This is a genomic window from Massilia sp. BHUDP2 (assembly GCF_046236355.1).
GTDB lineage: Bacteria > Pseudomonadota > Gammaproteobacteria > Burkholderiales > Burkholderiaceae_D > Telluria > Telluria varians.
In genome coordinates this window covers 990,581-1,014,765 of sequence record NZ_JBJUVW010000003.1, presented here as the reverse complement: position 1 = coordinate 1,014,765, position 24,185 = coordinate 990,581, and the positions used below count along the sequence as shown (strand labels likewise).

The 24,185-nt window shown below is 67.4% G+C and carries 21 protein-coding genes; 13 read left to right on the top strand and 8 right to left on the bottom strand.

The features are described 5' to 3' along the window. The first annotated feature begins 21 nt into the window (after positions 1-21). From ACK6C6_RS21305 to ACK6C6_RS21290, 4 genes are all read left to right on the top strand, one after another. On the top strand, positions 22-1,716 hold the full coding sequence (locus ACK6C6_RS21305) for a carbamoyltransferase (RefSeq protein ID WP_409269140.1): 1,695 nt from the start codon (positions 22-24) through the stop codon (positions 1,714-1,716). Next, positions 1,713-2,876 carry a N,N-dimethylformamidase beta subunit family domain-containing protein gene (locus ACK6C6_RS21300; protein ID WP_409269139.1) on the top strand — a complete coding sequence of 388 codons (1,164 nt, stop codon included), beginning with the start codon at positions 1,713-1,715 and terminating at the stop codon, positions 2,874-2,876. The genes ACK6C6_RS21305 and ACK6C6_RS21300 overlap by 4 nt, the downstream gene beginning before the upstream one ends. A 41-nt stretch (positions 2,877-2,917) precedes the next feature. Beyond that, entirely contained in the window at positions 2,918-3,046 is a 129-nt protein-coding gene (locus ACK6C6_RS21295) for a hypothetical protein (protein WP_267872172.1), read from the top strand. A 105-nt stretch (positions 3,047-3,151) separates the two neighbouring features. After that, complete coding sequence (locus ACK6C6_RS21290; protein ID WP_409269137.1) at positions 3,152-4,204, top strand: glycosyltransferase family 9 protein; 1,053 nt, start codon at positions 3,152-3,154, stop codon at positions 4,202-4,204. Positions 4,205-4,245: 41 nt separating this feature from the next. On the opposite strand, the gene ACK6C6_RS21285 is transcribed toward ACK6C6_RS21290, so the two are convergent. From ACK6C6_RS21285 to ACK6C6_RS21265, 5 genes are all read right to left on the bottom strand, one after another. Continuing rightward, on the bottom strand, positions 4,246-5,403 hold the full coding sequence (locus ACK6C6_RS21285; protein WP_409269136.1) for a glycosyltransferase family 9 protein: 1,158 nt from the start codon (positions 5,401-5,403) through the stop codon (positions 4,246-4,248). Beyond that, the gene (locus tag ACK6C6_RS21280) at positions 5,400-6,263 is read right to left on the bottom strand and encodes a glycosyltransferase (RefSeq protein ID WP_409269135.1); all 864 of its coding nucleotides are present in this window, start codon (positions 6,261-6,263) and stop codon (positions 5,400-5,402) included. Before ACK6C6_RS21280 ends, ACK6C6_RS21285 begins: the two co-directional genes overlap by 4 nt. After that, complete coding sequence (locus ACK6C6_RS21275; protein ID WP_409269134.1) at positions 6,264-6,899, bottom strand: DUF4254 domain-containing protein; 636 nt, start codon at positions 6,897-6,899, stop codon at positions 6,264-6,266. It lies immediately after the preceding gene. Between the two features lie 182 nt (positions 6,900-7,081). Next, the gene (locus ACK6C6_RS21270; RefSeq protein WP_209589748.1) at positions 7,082-8,239 is read right to left on the bottom strand and encodes an MFS transporter; all 1,158 of its coding nucleotides are present in this window, start codon (positions 8,237-8,239) and stop codon (positions 7,082-7,084) included. A 556-nt stretch (positions 8,240-8,795) separates the two neighbouring features. After that, on the bottom strand, positions 8,796-9,221 hold the full coding sequence (locus ACK6C6_RS21265; protein WP_209589749.1) for an organic hydroperoxide resistance protein: 426 nt from the start codon (positions 9,219-9,221) through the stop codon (positions 8,796-8,798). 231 nt (positions 9,222-9,452) lie between these two features. Between ACK6C6_RS21265 and ACK6C6_RS21260 the strand changes: the two genes are divergently transcribed. Next, complete coding sequence (locus ACK6C6_RS21260; protein WP_409269131.1) at positions 9,453-10,439, top strand: Gfo/Idh/MocA family protein; 987 nt, start codon at positions 9,453-9,455, stop codon at positions 10,437-10,439. Here the strand turns inward: ACK6C6_RS21260 and ACK6C6_RS21255 are convergent. Continuing rightward, entirely contained in the window at positions 10,421-12,196 is a 1,776-nt protein-coding gene (locus ACK6C6_RS21255; protein ID WP_409269130.1) for an ABC transporter ATP-binding protein, read from the bottom strand. The two genes, ACK6C6_RS21260 and ACK6C6_RS21255, sit on opposite strands and share 19 nt — an antisense overlap. Positions 12,197-12,352: 156 nt before the next feature. Between ACK6C6_RS21255 and ACK6C6_RS21250 the strand changes: the two genes are divergently transcribed. The 7 genes from ACK6C6_RS21250 to mnhG are packed head-to-tail and all read left to right on the top strand — an operon-like array spanning position 12,353 to position 19,335. Further along, on the top strand, positions 12,353-13,219 hold the full coding sequence (locus ACK6C6_RS21250; RefSeq protein WP_409269128.1) for a universal stress protein: 867 nt from the start codon (positions 12,353-12,355) through the stop codon (positions 13,217-13,219). A 41-nt stretch (positions 13,220-13,260) separates the two neighbouring features. Beyond that, the gene (locus ACK6C6_RS21245; protein WP_409269127.1) at positions 13,261-16,167 is read left to right on the top strand and encodes a monovalent cation/H+ antiporter subunit A; all 2,907 of its coding nucleotides are present in this window, start codon (positions 13,261-13,263) and stop codon (positions 16,165-16,167) included. Then, on the top strand, positions 16,167-16,511 hold the full coding sequence (locus ACK6C6_RS21240; RefSeq protein ID WP_027867104.1) for a Na+/H+ antiporter subunit C: 345 nt from the start codon (positions 16,167-16,169) through the stop codon (positions 16,509-16,511). The genes ACK6C6_RS21245 and ACK6C6_RS21240 overlap by 1 nt, the downstream gene beginning before the upstream one ends. After that, a complete protein-coding gene (locus tag ACK6C6_RS21235) occupies positions 16,508-18,145 on the top strand; it encodes a monovalent cation/H+ antiporter subunit D (RefSeq protein ID WP_409269126.1) in 1,638 nt (545 codons plus the stop codon). The genes ACK6C6_RS21240 and ACK6C6_RS21235 overlap by 4 nt, the downstream gene beginning before the upstream one ends. Further along, entirely contained in the window at positions 18,142-18,675 is a 534-nt protein-coding gene (locus ACK6C6_RS21230; protein ID WP_209589754.1) for a Na+/H+ antiporter subunit E, read from the top strand. Before ACK6C6_RS21235 ends, ACK6C6_RS21230 begins: the two co-directional genes overlap by 4 nt. Beyond that, positions 18,659-18,937 (top strand): K+/H+ antiporter subunit F, encoded by a 279-nt coding sequence (locus ACK6C6_RS21225; protein WP_027867107.1) that lies wholly within the window; start codon positions 18,659-18,661, stop codon positions 18,935-18,937. The genes ACK6C6_RS21230 and ACK6C6_RS21225 overlap by 17 nt, the downstream gene beginning before the upstream one ends. Next, positions 18,934-19,335 (top strand): monovalent cation/H(+) antiporter subunit G, encoded by a 402-nt coding sequence (mnhG, locus tag ACK6C6_RS21220; protein WP_027867108.1) that lies wholly within the window; start codon positions 18,934-18,936, stop codon positions 19,333-19,335. The genes ACK6C6_RS21225 and mnhG overlap by 4 nt, the downstream gene beginning before the upstream one ends. A gap of 1 nt (position 19,336) precedes the next feature. Here mnhG and ACK6C6_RS21215 read toward each other — a convergent pair whose 3' ends face one another. Together ACK6C6_RS21215 and ssb are read right to left on the bottom strand one after the other, a co-directional pair. Further along, entirely contained in the window at positions 19,337-20,161 is an 825-nt protein-coding gene (locus ACK6C6_RS21215) for an alpha/beta fold hydrolase (protein WP_409269123.1), read from the bottom strand. Between the two features lie 171 nt (positions 20,162-20,332). Beyond that, the gene (gene ssb / locus ACK6C6_RS21210; RefSeq protein WP_209589756.1) at positions 20,333-20,833 is read right to left on the bottom strand and encodes a single-stranded DNA-binding protein; all 501 of its coding nucleotides are present in this window, start codon (positions 20,831-20,833) and stop codon (positions 20,333-20,335) included. A 450-nt stretch (positions 20,834-21,283) separates the two neighbouring features. On the opposite strand from ssb, the gene uvrA reads away from it, so the two are divergent. Further along, positions 21,284-24,133: an excinuclease ABC subunit UvrA gene (gene uvrA, locus ACK6C6_RS21205; RefSeq protein ID WP_409269122.1), complete on the top strand. Its 2,850-nt coding sequence runs from the start codon at positions 21,284-21,286 to the stop codon at positions 24,131-24,133. Positions 24,134-24,185 lie beyond the last annotated feature (52 nt).

Genomic DNA, 24,185 nt, shown 5'->3' with positions numbered 1-24,185 from the left:
CCCGACACCAGGAGATCACCGATGGACGACACCCCATTTGTGCTTGGCATTAACCGGACCCAGGACGCCAGCATCTGCCTCATGCAGGGCTCGCACCTTGCCTGGGCCATCCAGAAAGAACGTCTCACGCGCCACAAGCACCACTGGGGCAAACCCGGCGACCTGCGCGACCACTATGCGCCGCGCCTTCCCGGGCTCGAGCGCCCGATCGACATCGTCGTCGAATGCTTCTCGTCCGATGAAGAAATCGGCAGCCTGCCCGTCTATGACGACGAGCTGGCCGCCACGCTGGTACTGGCGCGCGACAGCCGCCGTGCGCGCATCTCGCACCACCTGGCGCACCTGTACAGCGTGTTCCACCCCTCCCCCTTCGACGAGGCCGCGGTGATGGTCATCGACGGCCAGGGCAGCCCGGTCTCCGACTTCACCGAGCATTGGAGCGGCGCCGCCAGCACGCCCGGCGACTGGCGCGAGGTCTCTTCCTTCTACAGCGCCAGCCGCAAGGAGATCCGCTGCATCGGCAAGCAGGTCCGGCCGCCTGACGGCGCCCGCCACGTCGACGGCCGCCTCGTCGGCCTCGGCATGTTCTACTTCCTGCTGACCCAGGCGATCTTCCCGGGCGAGGGCAACGAAGGCAATGTGATGGGCCTGGCCCCCTACGGCGACCCGGCGGCCCTCGGCCTGCCGCCGCTCGACGTCGAAGGCATGGCGGTCGGCATCCCGTCCGCCTGGCGCTCGCTGCTGCGCGAGCGCAGCCGCTTCCGCTTCGGCAGCGCGGAAGCGCGCTTCACCGACTGCGCCAACCTGGCCGCCGCCGGCCAGCGCGCCTTCGAGGTCGCCTTGCTGGCGCTGGCGCACTGGCTGTACCGCCAGACCGGGGCCGAGCACCTGTGCTTCGCCGGCGGCACCGCCCTGAACTGCTCCGCCAACGAGCGCCTGCTGCGCGAGACCCCGTTCCGCCGCGTGTTCCTGCCGCCGGCGCCGAGCGACGCCGGCACCGCCCTCGGCTGCGCCATCTACGGGCTCACCGAGCTGGCCGGCCGGCCCTGCGACTTCCGCTGGAGCGCCGACTACCTCGGCCCGCCGCCGCAGCTGTCCGACATCGAAGCGGCGCTCGACGGCGCCACCGACCTCGTGGTCGAGCGTCCGCGCGGCCGCGACGCCCTGTGCGCGCGCATGCTCGACCTGCTGTGCACCGGGCGCGTGATCGGCCTGTACCAGGGCCGCAGCGAGTTCGGCCCGCGCGCGCTCGGGCACCGCAGCATCCTGGCCGACCCGCGCCGCGACCGCATCCGCGACTGGATCAATGCGCGGGTCAAGCAGCGCGAATGGTTCCGCCCGCTCGCCCCGGTGGTGCCGGAAGAACGCGCCGCCGTCTACTTCGACGTGGCCGGCCCGTCTCCCTTCATGCAGTTCGCCGCGCCGGTGCGGCCCGAAGTCGCGCCGATGCTGCCGGCCATCACCCACGTGGACGGCACCGCGCGCCTGCAGACCGTCGGCCCCGCGGACGACCCGCTGCTGCGCGTCCTGCTGGCCGGCTTCGAGGTGCGTACCGGGGTGCCGGTGCTGCTCAACACCTCCTTCAACGGCAAGGACGAGCCCATCGTCGAGAGCCCCTTCGAGGCCGTCGCCGCGTTCCGGCAGATGCCCCTGCACGCACTGGCGATCCCACCCTTCCTGGTGACCAAGCGCAGCGAGCCGGAGCTGCCGGTATGATCCGTGCCTATCCCGGGCGCCCGAGCGTGCGGGCGGGCGAGACGCTCACCCTGCACGTCGCGGGCGACGAGCCGCGCTTTCGCATCGCCATCTACCGCTGGGAAGACGGACTGGTGCCCGTATGGCTGGGCGCCTGGCTGCGCGCCGAGCACCTGCCCGACGGCCGCGCCGACGAAGACTGGCAGTGGCCGCCCTACCAGGTCGAGACCGGAGACGACTGGCCCTCGGGCGTCTACCTCGCCCATCTCGAGCTGCCGCAGGGCCAGCCCCTGCGGCTGTCCGCCGATTCCGCCGCCGCCCTGTTCGTCGTGCGCGCCAGGGCGAGCAAGACCATCCTGTACAAGCTGCCCGTCGCCACCTGGCACGCCTACAACTGCTCCGGCGGCGGCTGCTTCTACACCAATCCGCCGCGCTCGGCGCATCCGCCCGGCGCCCGCGTGTCGCTGCGCCGGCCCGGTGGCGGCATCGGCGGCCTGACCTGGGGCGCGCAAGACCACTACGACCCGCGCTCCCCGCGCCAGACCTTCGCACACTGGGATGCGCGCTTCATCCGCTGGATGGCGCGCTGCGGCTATGCGGCCGACTTCTGCACCGACCTCGACATCCATGCGCAGCCGTCGCTGCTGCAGGACTACCGCCTCCTGGTCAGCGTGGGCCACGACGAATACTGGAGCGAAGACACGCGCGACGCGGTCGAAGACTTCGTCGCCGGCGGCGGCAACCTGGCCCTGTTCGGCGCCAACCTGTGCTGGTGGCGCATCCACCTGGTCGACGAGGGCACGGCCATGGTGTGCCACCAGGGCGGCAAGCATGGCGCCTGGGACCACTGGTGGCCCGCCACCGGCGCCCGGCGCCCGGAAGACTCCCTGAGCGGCGCCAGCTACCGCCACGGCGGCGGCTGGTGGGATGGGCCGCGCGACACCCCCGGCTTCATCGTCCAGCAGCCCGGGCACTGGATCTTCGCGGGCACCGGCCTGGCGCGCGGCGCATCGCTCGGCGCCGATACCTGGCCGCCGCTGCCGGGATACGAGTGCGACGGCGTACCGGTCGACCATATCGGGCCGGACGGCCAGGCTGTCCTGTCGGCCTGGCGCGACGAGGCGGGGACGCCGGACGGCTACCAGCTGCTCGCTGCCTGCCCGCTCGACCGGCGCTGGTAGGCCATGGCGCCGGCGAGGGCATCCACGTCGCGGCGATGGGCATGTTCCGGCACGGCGGCACCGTGTTTTCCGCCGGTACCACCGACTGGGCGCAGGTGCTGGGCGAGGCACGCGACCGCAGGGTCGAACGCATTACCCGCAACGTCCTCGACCGGCTGTGCCACGCCTGACGCGCCGGTGGCCGTGCAAGACCTGCTTGTGACTGCTGGAGACCGATCCGCCGCTGTGGTGCCTGGCTGTGGAATTTGCGCAAGGCTGGATTATTTGGAGAACACATGAATCGGCGTTCGTTCCTGCACCGTCACGCTATCCGCAGCGTCATCGTGTTTCGCGCCCTGCAGCTGGGGGACATGCTCTGTTCGGTACCTGCCCTGCGTGCACTGCGCAGCGCCTTGCCGGACGCGCGGATCGTGCTCACGGGCCTGCCCTGGGCGGCGCAGTTCGCCCGGCGCTTCGACGCCTACATCGACGACTTCATTCCCTTCCCGGGCCACCCGCTGCTGCCCGAGCAGGCGGTGCGCCACGAGGAACTCACGGCCTATTATGCGTCCATCTGCGAGCAGGGTTTCGACCTCGCCCTGCAGCTGCACGGCAGCGGCGACGTGACCAACCATATCGTCGCCGGTTTCGGCGCCCGCGCCATGGCCGGCTTCACCCGCGGCGAAGCAAGCCAGACCGAGCGCACCCTGCTGGTGCCCTGGCCCGACGCGGGCGCCGAACAGGAACGTCTGCTGATCCTGCTCGGGCGGCTGGGCGCGCCGGACGCCGGCACCCAGCTCGAATTTCCCCTGCGGCGCGAAGACATCGACGAACTCGACACCAGCAAGGTCGCCCCTGGCCTCGAGCCCGGCAACTACATCTGCATCCATCCCGGGGCACGCAAGCGCGACAAATGCTGGCCCCCGGAACGCTTTGCGGAAGTGGCGGACCAGCTCAGGCAGGAATTCGGCCTGGACACCGTGCTCACCGGTTCAGCCGACGAAGCCCCGCTCGCCCGCGCGGTCGCGGAGCACATGTGTTCGCCCGCGATCGAGGCTGCGGCGCCGATCTCGATCGGCGCCATGGCGGCCCTGATGAGCCGCTCGCGGCTGCTGATCTGCAACGACACCGGGGTATCGCATATCGCGGCCGGCCTGGGGCTGAACAGCGTGGTGGTGTTCAGCAAGGCGGACATTGCCCGCTGGGCCCCGCTTGACCGCCTGCGCCACCGCTGCATCTGGGATCCGGCCGCCGAGCGCGCCGCGGTGGTGCTCGAGCATGCCCGCGCCCTGCTCTCCGGGACGGAGCCGAGCGGACAACGCGCGACGGGCATGTGGCCGTATTGGTGAAGGCACCGGCCTTGTTCGCCGGGTCAGAATGCCGCACGGCTTCACGCACTCGATGCGACGGCATGCCGGCTTTGCAACTGCGCGAACGCCAGCCCCAGCACTTCGTCGACCGGAATATCGTGCAAAAAGCTCTCCTGGTGCGGGCAGCGCGCTGCGCGGTTGTCGGCGCCGCACACGCTGCAGCGCACCTGGGCCGAGACGGCAGCGCGCAGCAGGCCCGGCCGCAAGGGTGCGCCGTCGACCAGGTTCGTATGCCAGAACAGGCCGACGGCCGGGGTGCCGATGGCCAGCGCCAGGTGCAGCGGTCCGGTGTCGTTCGATACCACCAGCGCGGCACGCTCGAGCAAGCCACACAGGCCGCCCAGCCCGAGCTTTCCGGCAAGGTCGAGGGCCGGCTGGCGCATGCCGCCGACGATCCGCCGCACCAGGCCGGCCTCCTGCGCGGTGCCGTTGACGGCGACCAGCGCACCGGCCCTGGCCAGCGCGTCGCCGACGGCGATAAAACGCTCCGCGGGCCAGCAGCGGCGCGGATCGGACGATCCCGGCTGCAGCAGCACCAGTGGACGGTCATACCCCTGCGGCGGCGCCGGCATCGTGGTCCCGTACTCGGCCAGCCGGCCGTGCGCTGCGTCCCGGCCGGCGGGGGGCAGGACCTGCGCCGCGGCTTCGCGGTCCGCCGGCGTGACGGTCAGTTCGCGCTGCATCCACGGCAGCGCCGCGCCGGCCAGCGCGGCGATCTCCAGCAAGGCCAGCCGCCGGTTGGCCGGCTCGACGTGGGCAGCCCAGCGGTCGAGCGGTGGGGCACCGTCCGCGCGCGCGCCGACGGCCAGCCTGGCCTCCATGCGCATGACGAAGGGATTCGAGTAGCGCCCGCCGCCGTACATCTGCAGCACGATATCGAAACCTTCCCCGCGCATGCGTTCGACAAAGCACGCGACAGCCTGCTCGTCGACGGGCTCGTCCACGGGTGCCCCGACGCCGGGAATGGGCGGCAAGACCACGACCCGGTCGACCGGTCCCGGCCGCCCTTCCAGGAAATCCGCGTGCCAGGCCTTGCCGAGGAATACCAGTTCGGCGTCCGGATAGGTGTGCTTCAGCGCGTGCAGGGCCGGCAGGGCGAAGACGAAGTCGCCCACCGCGTTCGGCCGCAGGACGGCGATCTTCGCCACCCCGCCGAGCCGGGCCGGTTCGCCGCTCATGGCCGCTCCTGCGCCGGCGCCAGGGAAGCCGACAATGCCGCGGGATCGCCGTGCGGCAGCAGCGCCCAGGGCGCATCGACCCTGCGCTCTTTCAGCGTGGTGGGCAACTCCATGTGATAGGCGCCGGAGGGCAGCATGCCGCAGCCGCCGAAGCGCTCCATGACACGCAGCTGGGCCAGCACGTCCTCGCCGCAATGCTCGGGAGGCAGCGCCGGCCAGAAATCGAAGCCGCCGGCGGCGCGCAGCTTGGCGCCATCGAACATCACGCAGCCGCCCACCCAGGCCACGCGGTAGGCACGCTCCTGGTCGGGCGGGACGCCGAGACGGCGCTGCAGGTGGAACAGGTTGGCGGCGCTGTGCAGGTGATGGCGTGCCCACGCGCTACTGCCCGGCATTACCGTTTCCGGCTCGACGCGGTCTTCCCAGAACGTGAGCTGCTCCTGCGCGGGGCGTTCCTGGCCCAGGTAGCTCAGGCCATGCACCGCGCTGCCGACAAACCCGCATCCCTGCCGCACGAGCAGGCCGTGCAGGCGCCTGACCAGGCCCGGCTCGAGGATGACGTCGTCGTCGACGAACAGGCAATACGGCGCCTGGACCTGCGCCAGCAGGAAGGCACGCTGCTCCGCCATGCCGCGCCGCGGCAGGTGATGCCAGGTCTCGAGCTGGTGTCCGCGCGCGCGCAGGTAGCGCAGCACGGCGACCACCTCGGCCTGCCCGAGGGCAGTGCTGCCCTCGGTCTGGTCGGATACGACGATGCGCAGCGCGGGATAGTCCTGTGCACCGATCGCTGTCAGCGTGACCGCCAGCGCCGCCGGCCGGCCGCAGGTGGGGACGAGGATGTCGATGCGCGGCAGCCCCATTCAGCCGCCTGCCTGCGCCGCGCCGCCGGCCGCCTGCCCGTACAGGTAGGGGTTGAGCGCAGGATCGTTGTACATCTTGAACTGGCGGTAGACCTTGAAATAGGCCTGGCCGCTGTGCGCCTCGCGCAGCAGCTGGTCGAGGCAGGCGGCGAGGTCGTGGCGCTGGGTGATCAGGCGCTGCAGCCGGGCGCTGCACGCCTGCACGTGCGCCTGCCCCGCATCGCTGCGTTCGGTCTGCAGCCGCATGTGGTGGATCTTGAGCGACAGGATCGACAGCCGGTCGATCATCGCGCCGGGCGTCTCGCTCGACAGGCGCGCTCCCGGAACGGGCTCGGCGCAATGGGCAGCTGCGAGGCCGGCGATCAGCGCTTCGTCGATAGCTTCGACCGCATCGTTGCGCTGCTGGTTGTAGCGGTCGATCAGGCGTTTGCTGGTGGCGATTTCGGCGGCGGGAACGTCGACCCGGCGTGCGCGGTCTTCTTCCTGCCACAGCAGGCAGTTGTAGCGGTGGTTGGCGTCGATGGCAGGCCAGGCCCCCGGGAGCTCGGCCGCGCGGTGCAGGCTCGGCCAGTCGGCCTGGGCAAGCTCGCCATCGTGGAACTGCGTCACCGCGGCTGCATCGATTGTGCTCGTCATGGCATCTCCGTGATCAAGGGCTTGTCCGTTGGAGATGGCGCGGCGGGCGAAGTTCGGCCAGTGCCGGGACCGGCTTGGGATAGCGCAAACAAAAAAAACGCAGACGGCGCATGGCGCGGTCTGCGTTGGAAGCCGGCTTGCGCCGTGCGAGGATCGGTGCCGGCAGGAAGCCGGCGGGAGACTTACTTCAGCAGCTTGGTACGGCTTGCAACGAAGGCGATGACCAGGGACAGGCCGCCGACGTAGGCGATGGCTGCCTGCATGCCGACGAAGTGGGCGACGGCGCCGATCACCGGCGGGCCCATCAGGCTGCCGCTGTAGGCCATGCTGGCGACGGCGGCCAGGGCCATCGGACCTTGTGCGCCGGCTGCGCTGAACACGAAGGGGAACAGCAGCGACAGGCCGAGGCCGGCGACCGCGAAACCGGCCAGGGCGACGTAGGCGTTCGGAGCCATCACGGCGAAGAACAGGCCGGAGGCCGACACCAGCGAGCCGAGGGTGACCAGGCGCTGGGCGCCGAAGCGCACTTTCATCTTGTCGCCGACCATGCGCGACAGCAGCATCATGACCGAGAACGCAGACAGGGCCAGCGGCGCCAGGCCGTCCGAGGCGCCGAAGTGCTCTTTCAGGAACACGCCGCTCCAGTCGGCGATGCTGCCTTCCGACATCGAGCCCAGGAAGCCCAACAGGCCCAGCAGTGCCAGCGGACCGCGCGGCAGCGAGAACGACTTCTTCTCGACCTTTTCGGCGGAATCGTCGGCGTCCATCATGCTGAAGGCGCCCCACAGGACCAGGGCCAGCGGACCGGCCAGCATCAGGAAGTGGGTGCCCGGAGCGATCTTCATGCTGGCCATCAGGCTGCCCAGGGTGGCGCCCACCAGGCCGCCGGCGCAGGCGAGGCCATGCAGCCTCGACATTTCTGCCTTGCCGGTCGTCTTCTCACGCTTGCTCGCGGCCGAGTTGATGGCGACGTCGAAGGTGCTGGCGGTAATGCCCAGCATCAGGACCGCCAGCATCAGGCGCGGCACGGTCGGCGCCATGCCGATCGACACCAGCACGCACAGGAGGGCCATGCCCGCGATCAGCGCCGACTTGCGGGCGCCGAAGCGGCCCATCAGGAAGGACGAGATCGGGTAGGAGATGACGGCGCCCAGGCCGCCGCACAGCAGGACCATCGACAGCGCCGAGTGGGATACCTGCACGCGCTCGGCCAGGGCCGGGATACGGCCGGCCCACGAGCCCATGATCAGGCCGAACAGGGCGAACAGGACGGGAAGTGCGTATTGCTGGGTTTGCGTGAGACTGAAAGAAGAACGCGAAGTAGAAACAGTGGTGTGCATCGGCTTACGTGAATTGTTAAATTTTTTCGGGAGTTTTCAGAATTGCCAGCCCATCCTGATCGATTGAAATATTTAAGTCAGGAAGCTGATGGGAGGCAATTCTATACGCTCGGAAATTTTTTTGTTTGCCGTGCGGAAAAAATTTTTATGCCGTTGTTTTGTGCCGACGCAAAGATGACAACACCATTAACGAACCTATACAAAATCCTGCAAAAGTAAGCATGAAATAGCGAAACAAGGCCTAAATGTAAGCAAATGCTTCAGTCCGCTTACTCTCGCGCTGGCGGCGCCACCTGCTCCACATTGATTAAACAAGCCGGCAAGGATTACATTTGGCGCAAATGGAATAAGCGATTGAGCAATTCCCTGCGCATTAAACGTTCGATGCCTTTATCGATTATTTCGCTTGCCTATTTCCGTTATTCAGAAAATGAATTGTGAAATTGAAGAGCTCGCTTATTAAATGCCGCTTATATCCAGCAATAAGTAAAAGCGCTGTCAGAAAAATAAAAGCCAGCCTGCCAGGCTGGCTTCCCCGTCCGGAAAACGGAACGCGTCAGACCAGCTGCAGGTTCACGTCGATATTGCCGCGCGTCGCGTTCGAGTACGGGCAGACGATGTGGGCGCGCTCGACCAGGGTGCGCGCCTCTTCCTCGGGCACGCCCGGCAGGCTGATCTGCAGCGTGACCTCGATGCCGAAGCCGGTCGGGATCGGACCGATGCCTACGCTGCCCTGCACCGACACGTCCGGGGAGATCTTCAGCTTGTCGCGTGCCGCCACGAATTTCATCGCACCCAGGAAGCAGGCCGAGTAGCCGGCAGCGAACAGCTGTTCCGGATTGGTTCCGTCGCCGCCCGCGCCGCCCAGCTCCTTCGGGGTCGACAGCTTGAGGTCGAGTGCGTTGTCGGACGAGACGGCGCGGCCCTCACGACCGCCGGTGGCGGTGGCGCTTGCACGGTAGAGGACTTTTTCGATTGCCATGATGATGCTCCTTTGCTGTTGTTGGGCAGGGCCCGGTTGTTTGATAGCGATTAAATAGCGCACTACTTAAACAGCGCCGCTGTCGGGTGGATGACCCCAGCCTCGCTGCCATGGAAAAGATAATACATAGCGCACTATTTAATTGCAAGCGATTTTTCTCAAGCCCGATTGCGAGAGTATGCTTCGTAGCGCAGGATCCTGAAGCACCATCCAGAGACAAGGAGACATCCGATGGACGACACGGTACGTTGGGGCATCCTGGGCACGGGCGGCATCGCGCGCGCATTCGCGCTGGGGCTGAAGCATGCGCCGGGCGCGGTGCTGGCGGCAGTCGGTTCGCGCACGCTCGAGAGCGCGCAGACCTTCGCGCGCGAACTGGGCATCGAACAGGCCTACGGCTCGTACGAGGCGCTGGCCAGGGCGGACGGCGTCGACATCATCTACATCGGCACGCCGCACCCGATGCATGCGCCGAACTCCCTACTGGCCCTGGGCGGCGGCAAGGCCGTGCTGTGCGAGAAGCCCTTTGCCATCAACCGGCGCGAAGCCGGCGAAGTGGTGGCGCTCGCGCGTGCCAAGAACCTGTTCCTGATGGAGGCGATGTGGACGCGCTTCCTGCCGGCGCTCGCCGAAGTCAAACGCATCATGGCATCCGGCGAGATCGGCACCGTCACCCAGGTGCATGCCGATCTCGGCTTCTCGGCCACGCTGGACCCCGAGCACCGGGTCAACAAGCGCGAACTGGGCGGCGGTGCCCTGCTCGACCTCGGCATCTACCCGCTCTCGATCGCCTGCGCCCTGCTGGGCAAGGTGGAGAACGTGCAGGCCCAGGCCATCATGAGCGAAACGGGCGTGGACGCCACCACCGCCTTCACCATGAAGCACCAGGGCGGCACGCTGTCGGTGTGCAGCTGTTCGATCCGCGCGCGTTCGGCCTCGGAACTGATCGTCTCCGGCACCAAGGGCAGCATCCGCATGCACCGCATGTTCCACCTGGCCGAGCGCATCACCGTGGACCTGCAGGACAGTTCCTCACGCACCATCCCGACGCCCTACCTGGGCAACGGCTACACGCATGAAGCGATCGAGGCCGGACGCTGCCTGCGCGAGGGCCTGATCGAGCATCCCCTGATGACGCACGAGGACACCTTGTCCAACATGGCCCTGCTGGACCGGATCCGCGGGCAGATCGGCCTGCGCTATCCCGCGGACGCCTGAACCGCGCCAGCCGGCACGGGCCGCTCGCCGATCTGCTGGCGCCACATCGCGTAGTACAGGCCCTTCTGCGCCACCAGCGCGTCGTGCGAGCCGGTTTCGACGACGCGGCCCTTTTCCAGCACGTAGATGGTGTCCGCGTGCATGACGGTCGAGAGCCGGTGCGCGATCAGGATCGTGATCTGGCTGGCGCGCGCCGAGATGTCGCGCACCGTGTTGGTGATCTGCTCTTCGGTCAGCGAATCCAGCGCCGACGTCGCCTCGTCGAAAATCAAGAGGCGCGGTTCGCGCACCAGCGCGCGGGCGATCGACAGGCGCTGCTTTTCGCCGCCCGACAGCTTCATGCCGCGCTCGCCGATGACGGTGTCCAGCCCATCCGGCGACTTCTCGACCAGGTTGGCGCACGAGGCCTGCGCCATCGCCGCCATGATCTGTTCGTCGGTCGCATCCGGCTTCACGAACAGCAGGTTGTCGCGGATGGTCCCGGCGAACAAATGGGTCTCCTGCGTGACGAAGCCGATCTGGCGGCGTGCCTCGTTGTAGCGCAGGTCCGCGGTCGAGATCTCGTTGTAGTACACCTTGCCGCGCGCCGGCGTGTACAGGCCGACCAGCAGCTTCACCAGGGTCGACTTGCCCGAGCCCGACGGCCCCACGAAAGCCACCGTCTGGCCCAGCGCGGCGCTGAAGGAGATGTCCACCAGCGAATCCTCCTGCGCCCCCTTGTGGCGGAAGCCCACGTCGGCGAAGCGGATCTGCTCGAGCGCGCCGATCTCGACGAAGTCTTGCGGGCGCCGCTCGATCGGCTTGTCCATCAGGGTGCGGAAGTTGAGCAGAGAGGCCTCGACCTCGCGGTGCGCCAGGATGATGTTGCCCAGCTCCTGCAGCGGCGCGAAGATGGCCACCGAGATGAACTGCATCGCGATCAGCTCGCCCGTCGACAGCACCTTGCGGAAGATCAGCCACAGCAGCGCAAACAGGATCGCCAGCTTCAACAGGCTCAGCGTGCTGCCCTGTAAAAAGGAGAGCAGCCGGATGCGCTTCACCTTGGCCATCTCGAGCGCGAAGATGCTGTCGGTCTGGGCGCGCAGGCGCCTGATCTCGGTGAAGGTCAGGCCCAGGCTCTTGATCAGTTCGATGTTGCGCAGCGATTCGGTGATGAAGCCGGAGTTGCGGTTGGTCTCGCGCACGATCGAGCGCTGCTGGGTCTTGATCTCGCGGCTCAGCATCCCGGTGAGGCCGCCCAGCACCAGGACCCCGACCAGGAACACCGGCACCAGCAGCCAGTGCTTGGTTACCGCATACCAGACCAGGAAGGACACCCCGACCAGCGAGGCAAACACGGTATTGATGAAGGTGTTGATGAAGCGCTCGCAGTCGGCGCGCACCTTCTGCAGCAGCGACAGGGTCTCGCCGCTGCGCAGGTCTTCGAATTCCTGGTACTTCAGGCGCAGCACCTGGCGCAGGCCGTCGTTGAAGATCGCCACGCCCAGCTTCTGCACCACCAGCCGGGTTACGTATTCCTGCAGCGCCTTGGCCAGGCGCGCCAGCAGGGCCACCAGCACGGCCAGGCACAGCAGGCGCAGCACGCCCGCCACCAGTTCGTCGTCGCTCCTGCCGCCCGGGTGCAGCGCGTAGTCGTCGATGATCATCCCGAAGATGATCGGGTCGACCAGGTTCAGCACCTGTGCGAGGCCCGCCAGCAGCAGCGCCAGCGCGGCAAGGCGCCAGTGCGGGCGCAGGTAATTCCAGAGGATGTGCATGTTTCGCATGCTAGCAAGCCCACCGCCTGCGGCGCGCACGAGCGCTGTGTTTGGCAGAAAACTTGCCGTATTGACCTGAAGTAATGCGTTGCCGTATCTCATGCAAAACAGTAAAGTGGAGCCATTTGCCGCTTTTTTCCCGGCATGGAGGTTTACGTGAACGACAGTATCCCGCCATCGCGGCTGCTGCTCGCCACGGACCTGTGCGCGCATTGCGACCGCCCACTGGACCGTGCCAAGCAGCTGGCGCTCGAATGGCAATCCGAACTGGTCATCCTGACCGTGCGCGAAGGTCCGCGCACGCCCGACGAGGTGAGCGCCTGGCTCGACCGCGACGCTACCGTGTCCGCGCTCGAACTGGCCGCGCGCCGCGAGCTGCAGGAGGAATTCGCCGGCAGCGGCGTGGCGCCGACCCTGCAGGTGAGGGACGGCGAGGTCGTCGATGCCATCCTGGATACTGCCGGCACCCTGGGCGACGGCGTGGTCGTCACCGGCGCCTCGCGCGACGAAAGCTTCCAGCAACTGATCTTCGGCTCCACCACCGAACGCCTGGCGCAGGGCCTGGCCCAGCCGCTGCTGGTGGTGCGCCAGCGCACCCGCGGCGCCTATGCGCGTATCCTGGTCGCGAACGATTTCTCGGACGCCTCGCGGCGTGCGCTGGAGACCGCCGTGCGGCTGTTCCCGGGACGCCGCATCGTCCTGTTCCACGTGCTCGAAGCGCTGGCCGAGCCGGTTGCCGACGCGGTGCCGGAGATGCTGGCGGCCAGCGAGCGCTTCCTCGACGGCTGCGCCCTCCCGCCCGGCGCCCGCCAGCACATCGCGCCCTTCATCGGCCACGGCGGCGTCACCGACACCATTACCCGCTATGCCCACGAACATGCGCTCCAGCTGGTGGTGCTGGGCGTGCGCGAACGCTCGAGCGTGGCGCGTGTATTCATGGGTAGCCGCAGCGATGACCTGCTGCAGCACCTGGCCTGCGACACCTTGCTGGTGCGTGCACCAGAAGGCGGTGTCGATGGCTGAACGACCCGCACCGGCCCCCTGGCTTTCGGAGGACTGACCGCATGCTCCTGCTCCTCCTTTCCCTTCCCTTTGCCGCCGCCCTGGTGGCGGCCTGCATGCCCACCGGATCGCGCCACCGCCCCGCCGCGGTGGCGGCGATCGCCACCGCCGGCGCGCTGCTGCTGGCCATCCTCCAGTTCGACCGCATCGCCGAGGGCGAAGTCCTGCGCAAGCAGATCGACTGGCTGCCCGACTTCGGGCTCGCCCTGGTGCTGCGCATGGACGGCCTGGCCTGGGTCTTCTCCATCATGGTGCTCGGCATCGGCCTGCTGGTATTGCTCTATGCGCGCTACTACATGTCGCGGCGCGACCCGGTGCCGCGCTTCTATGCCTACATCATGGCCTTCATGGGCGCCATGCTCGGCGTGGTCCTGTCGGGCAACCTGATCCAGCTGGTGGTATTCTGGGAACTCACCAGCGTCACCTCCTTCCTCCTGATCGGCTACTGGCAGGAGCGCAACGACGCCCGCCGCGGCGCGCGCATGGCCTTTACCGTCACCACCATCGGCGGCCTGTGCCTGCTGGCGGGGGTGCTGCTGCTCGGGCACATGGCCGGCAGCTACGAGCTGCAGACCGTGCTGGGGGCGGGCAACGCGATCCGCGCCCACGACTGGTACGTGCCGGCCCTGGTGCTGGTGGCGCTCGGCGCGCTGACCAAGAGCGCCCAGTTCCCCTTCCACTTCTGGCTGCCGCATGCGATGGCGGCGCCCACGCCGGTGTCGGCCTACCTGCACTCGGCCACGATGGTCAAGGCCGGCGTATTCCTCCTGATGCGCTTGTGGCCGGCCCTGGCCGGCACCGAGGAATGGACCTGGATCCTCGGCAGCGCCGGGGTCTTCACCCTCCTGATCGGCTCCTTCTTCGCGATCTTCCAGCACGACATGAAGGGCCTGCTGGCCTACTCGACCATCAGCCACCTGGGCCTGATCACGGTCCTGATGAGCATCGGCACGCCGCTGTCGGTCGTGGCCGCGATCTTCCACACCATGAACCATGCGGTCTTCAAGGCCTCGCTGTTCATGGCGGTCGGCATCGTCGACCACGAGAGCGGCACCCGCGACATGCGCGTGCTGCGCGGCCTGAAGCGCGCCATGCCGCACACGGCGGCGCTGGCGATCGTGGCCAGCGCGGCGATGGCCGGGGTCCCGCTGATGAACGGCTTCCTGTCGAAGGAGATGTTCTTCGCCGAGACCATGGTCGTGGGCGGCACCGAGAACTGGTGGATGTCGGTCGCGGCAGTGCTGATGGGGCTGTTCAGCGTGATCTACTCGCTGCGCTTCATCAGCGTGTTCTTCGGACCGCTGGCGCGCGACCTGCCGGAAGAACCGCACGAGCCGCCGCGCTGGATGCGGGTGCCGATCGAACTGCTGGTGCTGCTGTGCATTGCGGTCGGCGTGATGCCGGAACGGGTGGTGGGCGACGTGCTCGCGGTGGCGGCCGGCTCGGTGCTGGGGCCGACCCTGCCCGAGTACAGCCTGGCGATCTGGCACGGCGTCAACCTGCCGCTCGTGATGAGCGTGATGGCCCTGGTGGGCGGCGCGCTGTGCTACATGCTGCTGCGTAACCACTTCGGCCTGCACGGGCGCGACCGGGTGCCGGTGCTGCACCGCGTGAAGGGCGCCCAACTGTACGAGAACATCATGCTCGGCCTGGCCCAGGGCGCTTCCTGGGTGATCCGCATTGCCGGCACCCGGCGCCTGCAGCCGCAGCTGCTGGTGCTGGTGGCGGCAATGGTCGCCGTGCCGCTGCTGCTGGCGCGCCCGGTGCACGACCTGGCCGCGCCTGCGCTCGACAAGCTCGATCCGCTGTTCGCCCTGCTCTGGCTGATCGGCGCCGGCTGCGCCGTGGCCGCGGCCTGGAAAGCCAAGTACCACCGCCTGGCGGCGCTGGCCCTGGCCGGCGGCACCGGCATGGTGACGGCCGTGACCTTCCTGTGGCTGTCGGCGCCCGACCTGGCGCTGACCCAGCTGATGGTCGAGACCGTGACCACGGTGCTGATCCTGCTCGGCCTGCGCTGGCTGCCGCCGCGCTTCCGTCCGGCCCACCTGGCCGAGCGCATCCCGCCCAGCGCCTGGCTGCGGCGCTCGCGCGATTCGCTGGTGGCCGTCGCCGGCGGCCTCGGCCTGGCCGCGGCCAGCTATGCGGTGCTGACCCGCCCCGGCGACTCCACCCTGCGTGACTTCTTCGTGCTGCGCGCCTTGCCCGAGGGCGGCGGTTCCAACGTGGTCAACGTGCTGCTGGTGGACTTCCGCGGCTTCGACACGATGGGTGAGATCACCGTGCTGTCGGCGGTGGCGCTGACCGTGTACGCGCTGCTGCGCCGCTTCCGTCCGGCGCCGGAAAGCATCGCCATCCCGGTGCAGCAGGCCAGCGACGTCGACCCGGCCGTGCGCCAGAAACCGGCCGAGCAGGCCGCCGCAGGCGGCTACCTGATGATTCCGGCCGTGTACCTGCGCTTCCTGCTGCCGGTGATGGGCGTGATCGCGGTGTACTTCTTCATGCGCGGGCACAACCTGCCGGGCGGCGGCTTCGTCGCCGGCCTGATCTTCGCCACCGCCCTGATCGTGCAGTACATGGTGGCCGGCACCGACTGGGTCGAGTCGCACCTGCGCCTGCGCCCGCACCGCTGGATCGGCTGGGGCCTGGTAACGGCCTGCGCCACCGGTATCGGGGCCTGGCTGTTCGGCTATCCCTTCCTGACCAGCCACACCGCCCACCTCACCCTGCCGCTGCTGGGCGAACTGCACGTGCCCTCGGCCTTCGTGTTCGACCTCGGCGTGTTCCTGGTGGTGGTCGGCACCACCATGCTGATCCTGGTGGCGCTTGCCCACCAGTCGCTGCGCAGCCGCCGCGCCCCACCCGGCGCCGCGCGCAGCGGCGCCATCCCACCTGCCAAGGAGATCCAGTAATGGAAGCCGTGCTCTCGCTCGCCATTGGCATCGTATTCGGCGCCGGCATCTGGCTGGTGCTGCGCCCGCGCAGCTTCCAGGTGCTGGTCGGCCTGATGCTGATGTCCTATGCCGTCAACCTGTTCATCTTCGCCATGGGCCGCCTGGCCGTGGACCGCCCACCCTTCACGCCGGCCGGCACGGTGCCCGATCCCGCGGCCCTGGCCGACCCGGTGCCGCAGGCGCTGGTGCTGACCGCCATCGTGATCGGCTTCGCCACCACCGCGCTCTACCTGGTGGTGATGATCGGCGCGCGCGGACTGACCGGCACCGACCACGTCGACGGCGAGGAGCCGGAAGCATGATGGAGTTCCTCACCCTCGACTGGTCCCGCCACCTGGTGATCCTCCCGGTGCTGCTGCCGCTGCTGTGCGGGGCGCTGCTGGCCACCCTCACCCAGGGGCGGCACCGCCTGAAATTCGCGGTCGCCTACATCAGCGTGCTGGCGCTGCTGGCCAATGCGCTGGCGCTGGCCTGGCTGGCCGACGGCAGCTGGCCGGGCGGCGTCCAGGTCTACCTGGCCGCCAACTGGTCCGCGCCCTTCGGCATCGCGCTGGTGGCCGACCGGCTGTCGGCGCTGATGCTGGTGCTGACCGCGCTGCTGGGGCTGGCAGCCCTGCACTATGCCCAGCCGCGCTGGAGCCGGATCGGCGTGCACTTTCACTCCCTGTTCCAGTTCCTGCTGATGGGGATCAACGGCGCCTTCCTGACCAACGACCTGTTCAACCTGTTCGTGTTCTTCGAAGTCATGCTGGCCTCGTCCTACGGCCTGGTCCTGCATGGCTACAACGTGGCGCGGCTGCGCGCCAGCATGCAGTACATCGCCGTCAACCTGGTGGCCTCGCTGCTGTTCCTGATCGGCGTGGCGATGATCTACGCGGTCACCGGCACCCTCAACATGGCCGACCTGGCCGGCCGCGTGCCCGGCCTGGCGAGCACGGAGGCCGGCCTGCTCAAGGCCGGGGTGGCGGTGCTGGCGCTGGCCTTCCTGGCCAAGAGCGCCATGTGGCCGCTCGGCTTCTGGCTGCCCACCACCTATGCGGCGGCCTCGCCGCCGGTGGCGGTGATGCTGGCCCTGATGACCAAGGTCGGCGCCTATGTACTGCTGCGCATCTGGCTGATGGTGTTTTCGGACGGCGCCGGCGAACTGTCGCGCTACGGCTACGACGCCCTGCTGTGGGGCGGCATGGCGACCATCGTGTTCGGCGCCGCCGGCATGCTGGCCACCGATACCGCCGGGCGCATGGCGGGCTATGCCGCGATCATCTCCTCGGGCACGCTGCTGTCGGTGATCGGCTATGGCCAGCCGCTGCTGGTGACGGCCGGCCTGTACTACTACCTCGCCTCGACCCTGGCGATCGCCGCCTTCGTGCTGCTGATCGAACTGTTCGACCGCATCCGCACGCCCGGCGCCGCGATGCTGGCGCTGACCATGGAAGCCTTCGCGGTCGAGGATGCCCCGGCCGAGCCGAAGGGCCGGGGCGTGCCGGCGGCGATGGCCTTCCTGTCGCTGGCCTTCCTGGCCTGCGCCTTGATCATCGCGGGCCTGCCCCCGCTGTCCGGCTTCGTCGCCAAGTTCGGCATGTTCCACGCCCTGATCAACCCGGGCCCGGGCGTCGCCCCGATCGGCGCCGCCGGCTGGACCCTGATGGCCCTGGTGTTCGGCTCCGGGCTGATCGCGATCGTGTCGCTGATGCGCTTCGGGGTGCGCACCTTCTGGGCGTCGGAAGTCCTCGCGCCGCCCGCCCTGCATCCCTCGGAGGCGCTGCCGGTGGCCGGCCTGCTGCTGGCATCGGTGCTGATGACGGTCCAGGCGCAGCCGCTGTTCGCCTACCTGGCGCGCGCCAGCGCGGACATCCACCGGCCGGCCCTGTACATCGATGCGGTGCGCAGCGCGCCTTCGCTGCCCGGCCCGACCTCGGTCAAGGAGGCGCCATGATGCGCTGGCTTCCCTACCCGGTGGTATCGCTCGGACTGTGCGTCCTGTGGCTGCTGCTGAACCAGACGGTCGACCCGGCCAACCTGCTGTTCGGCGCGCTGCTGGGCATCGCGGTGCCGCTGCTGACCCGCCGCCTGCAGCCTTTCGGCTACCCGCGCATGCGCGCGCCGCTCACCTTCGTGCGCCTGATGGGAATGGCGGCCGTGGAAGTGGTGCGCTCCTGCTTCAACGTCTGCCGCATCATCCTGTTCCGCGACTACCAGACCGTGAAGGCGCAATTCATGCGGATACCGCTGGACCTGCGCGACCCCTACGGCCTGGCGATGCTGTCCTGCCTGATCAACATGACGCCGGGAACAGTGTGGGTGGAAATTTTGCCCGAGGGTTATGAGCTGTCGCTGCACGTGTTCGACCTGCACGACGAGCAATGGTGGATCGATACCATCAAGACCCGCTACGAACAGCCGCTGATCGAGATCTTCGAAGGCGGCGCAACCCAACCGGAGGACAAGGATGGAAACCCTGCTTGAACTGGCGGTCGGCTATGCCCTGGTGTGCACGCTGGTCGCCATGGGCCTGTGCGCGCTGCGCCTGCTGATCGGCCCCTCGGCGCACGACCGCGTGCTGGCCCTCGACACCCTGTGGATGGCCGGCATGCTGCTGGCCCTGGTGCTGGGCATCCGCTTCGGCACCCAGGTCTACTTCGAGGTAGCGATCCTGATCGCGCTGCTGGGCTTCGTATCGACGGTGGCGATGGCGAAGTTCCTGATGCGCGGGGAGATCATCGAATGAGCGGGCTCGAATACCTGCCGGGCTGGGCGACCGTGCCGGTAGCCGTGCTGCTGGTGCTGGGCGCGAGCATCGTCCTGATCGGCGCCCTCGGCCTGCTGCGCCTGCCCACCTTCTACCAGCGCATCCACGGCCCGGCCATCACCATCACCCTGGGCGCCGGCTGCCTGCTGCTGGCCTCGATGCTGTACTTCACGGTGGCGCAGTCGCGCCTCGTGATCCACGAGATCATCATCGCCGTCTTCCTCCTGATGACGGCGCCGGTGGTGTCGATGATGATCATGCGCGCCGCCGTGTATCGCGACCTGCGGGCGCGCAAGCACGATGCCGGGGCGACCGAGGGCGACGTGTACGTCATTCCCGAGGAAGCCGACAAGGGCATCCCCGGCCAGCCGGACTGAATCACGTCTTCAGGAACTCCAGCATCAGGGTATTCAGGCGCGCGGCATGGGTCGCGGCGAAACCGTGCGGTGCGCCCTTCACGACCTCGAGGCGGCTGCCGGCGACCATGGCATGCGAGCGCTGGCCCGACACTTCCAGCGGCACGATGTGGTCGGCGTCGCCATGGACGACCAGGGTCGGGATGTCGAATTTGGCCAGGTCGGCGCGGAAATCGGTGCCGCCGAACGCATTGATGCATTGCTCGGTCGCCAGCGGCGACGCTTCCCACGCGATCCACTTGCTGAAGGCGACCAGTTCCTGGCCGTCCTTGCCGTCCTTGTCCAGGTTATAGAAGTTGTAGAAGAAATCGCCCAGGAATGCGATGCGGTCGTTCCTGACCGCTTCCAGCATGCCGTCGAAGACCGACTTGTCCACGCCTTCCGGATTGTCGCCGGTCTTGAGCAGGAAGGGCGGCACGGCGCCCAGCAGCATGGCTTTCGAGACCCGTTCGCTGCCGTAGTGGCCAATGTAGCGCGCCACCTCGCCGCCGCCCATCGAGAAGCCGGCCAGGACCGCGTCGCGCAGGTCGAGCTGGGTCATCAGCGCATCGAGGTCGGCCGCGAAGGTATCGTAGTCGTAGCCGCCTGTCGGCCGGCCCGACTGCCCGAAGCCGCGGCGGTCGTAGGCGATCGCGCGGTAGCCGTTTTCCGCCAGGGCAGCGATCTGCGATTCCCACATGCGGTGGCTGAGCGGCCAGCCATGGATCAGGACGACAGGCTGTCCCTGTCCCTGTTCATAGTAGTAGAGCTCGGTCGGATTGGCGCCGGAAGTCTGGATGCGTGGCATGGCTTTCCTTTCGAAGGGAGTACGTCGGTGGGAACTGCTCGACCGACAAGTGTATGCGCTCGCCTCCAACCGGCACGCACGCTTCGGGCAAGAAAAAACCCCGCAGCGCGGAGCGTGCGGGGTCTTTGTACAGGTGCCGGCTTGCTGGTGCCAGACGCGCGGGTGAAGCGCTCAGAACGGGATGTCGTCATCCATGTCCGAGAAGTTCGGCGCCGGGCGCTGCGGCTGCGGACGGGCTGCCGGTGCCGGCGGGGCCTGGCGCGGCGCCGGGCGCTGCTGCGGCTCGTAGCCGCCGTCATCCATACCGCCACCCATGCTGTCGCCACCGCCCATGCCCTGGCGGCCGCCCAGCATCTGCATGTTCTCGGCGATGATGTCGGTCGCGTAGCGCTCGATGCCGTCCTTGTCGGTGTACTTGCGGGTCTGCAGGCGGCCTTCGACGTAGACCGAGGAGCCCTTCTTGAGGTACTGGCCCACGATCTCGGCCAGGCGGCCGAAGAACGAGATGCGGTGCCATTCGGTCAGTTCCTTCTGTTCGCCGGTCTGGCGGTCCTTCGACTTGTACGAGGTGGCGACCGCGATGTTCGCGATGGCGTCGCCGCTCGGCATGTAGCGGATTTCCGGGTCGCGGCCGAGGTTGCCGACGATGATGACCTTGTTAACTGATGCCATGTTGATACTCCAATGAGTTTTGTAGAGCCCTGACTCTGCGTGATTTCCAAGCGTCAGGGAACGTAGTGCTGCAGCCAACTATTATGGGGCCGATGAGCAGCGAAAAAAAGAGATTTTTTACGTCCCTCGCACGCACACGATTGAGCCGGATTGCCAACTTCCGATACGGACTTGACCCGCCCTTCAAGAAAAATATTGGACTTCTGGCCGCTTTGTCATTGAAGAGACCGCGAACCGGCCCACATACCCCTCACCCCGGCTTTTTGAGGCTGCCTTCCTATGCCAAATGGTCAAGGAAACGTATCCCAGCGGCACAAAACTGCTGGATGCATGTACAGCACTTCGAAAAAACAGCTACACTACTAGGTTCTCCCTGATTGGCCCGCTCACCGCGACAGTCCTTCGTGCGCCGGCCCTGCAAACTTATTGAAAGCCTGCAAAAAAAAACCAATGGAAGAAATTCGCATCCGCGGCGCACGCACGCACAACCTGAAGAACATCAACCTCGACCTTCCGCGTAACAAGCTGATCGTCATCACGGGCCTGTCGGGTTCGGGCAAGTCCTCGCTCGCCTTCGACACCCTGTATGCAGAAGGCCAGCGCCGCTACGTCGAGTCGCTGTCGGCCTATGCGCGCCAGTTCCTGCAGCTGATGGAAAAGCCGGACGTCGACCTGATCGAAGGCCTGTCGCCGGCGATCTCGATCGAGCAGAAGGCCACTTCGCACAACCCGCGTTCGACCGTCGGCACCGTCACCGAAATCCACGACTACCTGCGCCTGCTGTACGCGCGCGTCGGCACCCCCTACTGCCCGCAGCACCCGCACGAGCCGCTGGCGGCCCAGACGGTATCGCAGATGGTCGATGCGGTGCTGGCCATGCCGGAAGGCACCAAGCTGATGATCCTGGCCCCTGTCGTGGCGGGCCGCAAGGGCGAGCACGGCGACCTGTTCCAGGCCATGCAGGCCCAGGGCTTCGTGCGCTTCCGCGTCGCCAGCGGCGTCAACGCAGCCAAGATCTATGAGATCGACGAGCTGCCCAAGCTCAAGAAGACCGAGAAGCACAGCATCGACGTCGTGATCGACCGCGTCAAGGTCAATCCCGAGATCAAGCAGCGCCTGGCCGAAAGCTTCGAGACCGCGCTGCGCCTGGCCGACGGCCGCGCCGTGGCCTACGAGATGGATACCGAGAAGGAAACCGTCTTTTCGAACAAGTTCGCGTGTAATGTCTGCGGCTATTCGCTGCAGGAGCTCGAGCCGCGCCTGTTCTCCTTCAACAACCCGATGGGCGCCTGCCAGGAGTGCGACGGCCTCGGCCACATCGAGTTCTTCGATCCGAAGCGCATCGTGGCCTTCCCGCACCTGTCGCTGGCGTCCGGCGCCGTGAAGGGCTGGGACCGCCGCAACCAGTTCTACTTCCAGATGCTGCAGAGCCTGGCGGCGCACTACGACTTCGACCTCGACAAGCCTTTCGAGACCCTGCCGAAAGCGGCGCAGGAAGCCGTGCTGCATGGCTCGGGCAAGACCGCGATCCCGTTCAGCTACGTCAACGAGCGTGGCCGCACCGTGATCCGCGAGCACACCTTCGAAGGCGTGGTCAACAACCTGCAGCGGCGCTACCGCGAGACCGACTCGATGGCGGTCAAGGAAGAGCTGGCGAAGTTCATCAACGAGAAGAAATGCCCGGCCTGCGAAGGCGCGCGCCTGCGCACCGAAGCGCGCTTCGTGAAGATCGGACAAGGAGCGCAGCAGCGCGCGATTTATGAAGTCTCCGACAAGCCGCTGCGCGACACCCTCGCCTTCTTCGAGACCCTGGAGCTGAGCGGCGCCAAGAAAGACATCGCCGAGCGCGTCATCAAGGAAATCACGGCGCGCCTGAAGTTCCTGAACAACGTCGGCCTCGATTACCTGTCGCTCGACCGCAGCGCGGACACGCTCTCCGGCGGCGAAGCCCAGCGCATCCGCCTGGCCTCGCAGATCGGTTCCGGCCTGACCGGCGTAATGTACGTGCTGGACGAGCCTTCGATCGGCCTGCACCAGCGCGACAACGACCGCCTGATCGCGACGCTGAAGCACCTGCGCGACATCGGCAACAGCGTGCTGGTGGTGGAGCACGACGAGGATGCGATCCGTACCGCCGACTACATCGTCGACATGGGCCCGGGCGCGGGCGTGCATGGCGGCGCGGTGATCGCGGCCGGCTCGCTGCCGGAGATCATGCAGAGCGAGCATTCGCTCACCGCACAGTACCTGGACGGCCGCCGCAAGATCGAGGTGCCGAAGAAGCGCACCAAGATGGATCCGGCGCGCCAGCTGGTGATCACCGGCGCCAAGGGCAACAATCTCAAGAATGTCTCGCTGACCCTGCCGGTGGGCCTGATGACCTGCGTGACGGGTGTCTCGGGTTCGGGCAAGTCGACCCTGATCAACGACACCCTGTACCCGGCCCTGTCGCGCCACCTGTACGGTTCGCAGACCGAGCCGGCGGAGCACGATGCGATCCACGGCCTGGAGCACTTCGACAAGGTGATCTCGGTCGACCAGGCGCCGATCGGCCGCACTCCGCGTTCGAACCCGGCGACCTATACCGGCGTGTTCACGCCGATCCGCGACCTGTTCGCCACCGTGCCGACCGCAAAGGAACGCGGCTACTCGGCGGGCCGCTTCTCCTTCAACGTGAAGGGCGGCCGCTGCGAGGCCTGCCAGGGCGATGGCGTGATCAAGGTCGAGATGCACTTCCTGCCGGACGTGTACGTGCCTTGCGACGTCTGCCACGGCAAGCGCTACAACCGCGAGACGCTGGAAGTGCAGTACAAGGGCAAGAACATCACCGAAGTGCTGGAGATGACGGTCGAGGATGCGCACGAGTTCTTCAAGCCGGTGCCGGTGATTGCGCGCAAGCTCCAGACCTTGCTGGATGTCGGTCTCGGCTACATCAAGCTGGGCCAGAGCGCGACCACGCTGTCGGGCGGCGAGGCGCAGCGCGTGAAGCTGTCGCTGGAGCTGTCCAAGCGCGATACCGGACGTACCCTGTACATCCTCGACGAGCCGACCACCGGCCTGCACTTCGCCGACATCGACCTGCTGCTGAAGGTGATCCACCGCCTGCGCGACCAGGGCAATACGCTGGCGATCATCGAGCACAACCTGGATGTGATCAAGACCGCGGACTGGATCGTCGACCTGGGGCCGGAAGGTGGCGCCGGCGGCGGGACGATCGTCGCGAACGGCACGCCGGAAGAGGTGGCGAAGAACAAGGCGAGCGTGACCGGGAAATATTTGAAGCCGTTGTTGAAGGCTTGAGTCGACGTTGATATCGTTCGCAGCCGACAGCCGTAAAACCGTCGTTCCGGCG